Here is a 2756-nt window from a genome sequence, read left to right on the forward strand (position 1 = left end):
CGCCGAGCACGGCCGCGCCGTCGCCGGGCGCGAGGTCGGGCACGACGGCGCCCGATGCGGTCAGCACCGCGAACGGGTCGATGACGAGGCCGCCCCGGTCGCGGCGGACGGCGCCGGTCACCATGCGGGGCGCGTCGGCGAGCGCCGCCGCGAGCGCGTCGAGCGCGGCGGGACGGTACGGCCCGTGCTCGGCGGACACGACCGCCGTCGCGCCCGCCGCGTCCGCGACGACCGCCTCGAGCCGCTGATCGCCGGGGTGGTAGCCGACGTCCCGCACCTCGGCGATCTCGACCGCGCGCACCAGCTCGGCCTCCACGCGCGGCCGGACGAGGCGGGGCGGCAGCGCGTCCAGCGCCCGCTCCTCGGCCTTCAGGTCGCGGACGAGCAGCCCGGCGGGCAGCCCCTCCCAGGCGTTGCCGAGCGGGGTGACGGTGGTCTTGGCGATCCGTCCGGCGGCGACGCGGACGACCCGCCCGGCGCTGCGGGAGGCGCTCTCCGACACCACGTTCGCGGCGGCGAGCGTGCGCAGCGGCGACCCGAGGATCCGGCGTCCGGCGAGGTCGGCGCCGGTGAGCGCCTCGCCGTCCGGGACGTTCCAGTGCCGCTTGAGCACCAGGACGACGCCCGTGCCGGCGTGCGCGAGGAACAGGTCGGCGGTGCGGACCCGGTCGGTGCCGCCGACGCGGCAGCCGAGCGCGGTGAGCCGGACGCGGCGCAGCGGCGTCTCGGCGGACTCGTCGGTGCCGAGGACCTGCGAGCGGGTGCCGCCCGCGGCGGACGCGCGGTGCCGCGCGTGTACCTCGGCGATGAGCGCGGCGAACCGCGCGGGGTCGTGCGCGGCGTCGCGGTCGTGGTAGGCGGCGAGCTGTCCGGCGAGGTCGTCGACGGCGCCGGCGGGCCAGTGCAGGTTCCGCGCGGCCAGCTCGGCGGCGGTGCGGCGCAGCGCGGTGGCGAGGACGGGCCCGGCGTGCACGGCGCCCTCCAGCAGGACCTGGTCCACGAGGCGGGCGGCGGCGCCGAGCCCGCCGGAGGCGTCCGTGCCCTTGCCGTCGCCGCCGACGTCGAGCCGGACGTCGGTGCCGGTGAGGCCCCGCTCGTCGGCGGCGCGGAACGCCCAGGCGGCCAGCACGGTCATCTCGCCGCGGACGGACGCGACCGCGTCGGTGTGCACGTAGCCGAGCTCGCCCGGCACGAGGAACCGGACCGTGCAGGTCTGGAGCTCGACGCGGGCGACGGGGTCGTCCGGCGTCGGCCGGTGGATCGCGGCGGAGTACCCGGCGCGGTGGGTGCGGCGGGCGGCGGTGAGGGCGCGGCGGCCGAGGACGGCGGCGAGCGCGTCGTCGTCCAGCGATCCGGGCGTCCAGTCGGTGACCTCGGCGGGGGCCGGCTCCTCCTCCGGGGCGTCGGCGTCGGCAGGGCCGGCGGCGTCGCGCTGGTAGGCGAGGACGAGGCAGATCTGGTGGCGGCACGTCCCGGTCGCGGCGCAGGTGCAGGTCGCGGCTTCCAGGCCCGCGCCCGCGGGCAGCGCCGCCGCGGTCCCGTCGGGGTACCGGCCCTCGACGCCGCCGTCCGGCGCGACGGTGATCTCCGGGCCGTTGCCCGCGTCCAGGTCCTTCGCGGCGCGCTTGACCAGGCCCCGGTTCGCGAGGGCGGCGAGGGAGTCCGGCGTCAGCGCGAGCAGGTCGGCGCGCGTCACGACCCGATCCTCTCGGCGACGAACTCGGCGAGCCGGCCGGGCGTCATCGCGCCGACGTGCGCGCCGGCGGCGGCGAGCCGCCGGCCCATCTCGCGGTCGAAGGCGGGGTTCGCGGCCTCGTCGAGCGCGGCGAGGCCGAGCACGCAGGTGCCCTGCTCGACGAGGCGCCGCACCTCCCGGACGAGCCGCCCGGGGTCGCCGCCCTCGTAGAAGTCGCTGATGACGGCGACGATCGCGCGGCGCGGGTTGTCGACCAGCCCGGCGCCGTAGGCGACCGCGCGGGCGATGTCGGTGCCGCCGCCGAGCTGCACCTTCATCAGCAGCTCCGCCGGGTCGGTGACGTCGGACGTCAGGTCCACGACGGAGGTGTCGAACGCGACGAGGTGCGTCCGCAGGCCCGGCAGCCCCCACAGGCAGGCGGCGGTCACCGCCGAGTGGATCACCGAGTCGAGCATCGAGCCGGACTGGTCGACCAGCAGGATCATCTGCCACTGCTCGACGTGCCGCCGCGTCCGCGACACGAACCGCGGCTTCTCGATGTAGAGGCGGCGCTCGTCGGGGCGGTAGTGCGCGAGGTTGGCGCGGACCGTCCCGTGGAAGTCGAAGTTGCGGGAGTTGCGGATCCGGCTCGGGCGCCGCGACCGGGTCCCGTGGAAGGCCCGCCTGACCTCGGTGGCGAGCTTGTCCATCAGCTCCCGCACGACGGCGTCGACGATCCGCCGGGCGAGCGCGAGCACCTCCGGGTTCATCAGGTGCTTGGTCCGCAGGACGGCGCGCAGCAGCGCCCGGTCCGGCTCGATCCGCTCCAGCACGGCCGGGTCGGTGACGATGTCGTGGATCTCGTAGCGCTCGACGGCGTCGCGTTCGAGCCGCTCGATGGTCTCCTTGGGGAACAGCCGGTGCACGTCGTCGAGCCAGTCGACGGTGGTGAGCACGGACGCGCCGTCGCCGCCGGTCCGGTCGTCGGAGCGGCCGTCGCCGGGGGCGGGGCCGGGCGCGGAGCCGCCGCCCCGGCGGACGCCGCGCCGCGCGAGGTCGGGGTCGCGGCCGTAGAGCCAGT

General features: G+C 77.5%; 2 protein-coding genes. Both read right to left on the reverse strand.

The annotated features are described in order from the left end of the window. A partial coding sequence (locus tag F9B16_RS49990; RefSeq protein WP_151547280.1) for a hypothetical protein occupies positions 1-1696 on the reverse strand: 1696 nt, incomplete at its 3' end. After that, a partial coding sequence (locus F9B16_RS49995; RefSeq protein WP_151547281.1) for a VWA domain-containing protein occupies positions 1693-2756 on the reverse strand: 1064 nt, incomplete at its 5' end. The genes F9B16_RS49990 and F9B16_RS49995, both read right to left, overlap by 4 nt.

The sequence above is a fragment of the Actinomadura montaniterrae genome (genome assembly GCF_008923365.1).
Classification (GTDB): domain Bacteria; phylum Actinomycetota; class Actinomycetes; order Streptosporangiales; family Streptosporangiaceae; genus Spirillospora; species Spirillospora montaniterrae.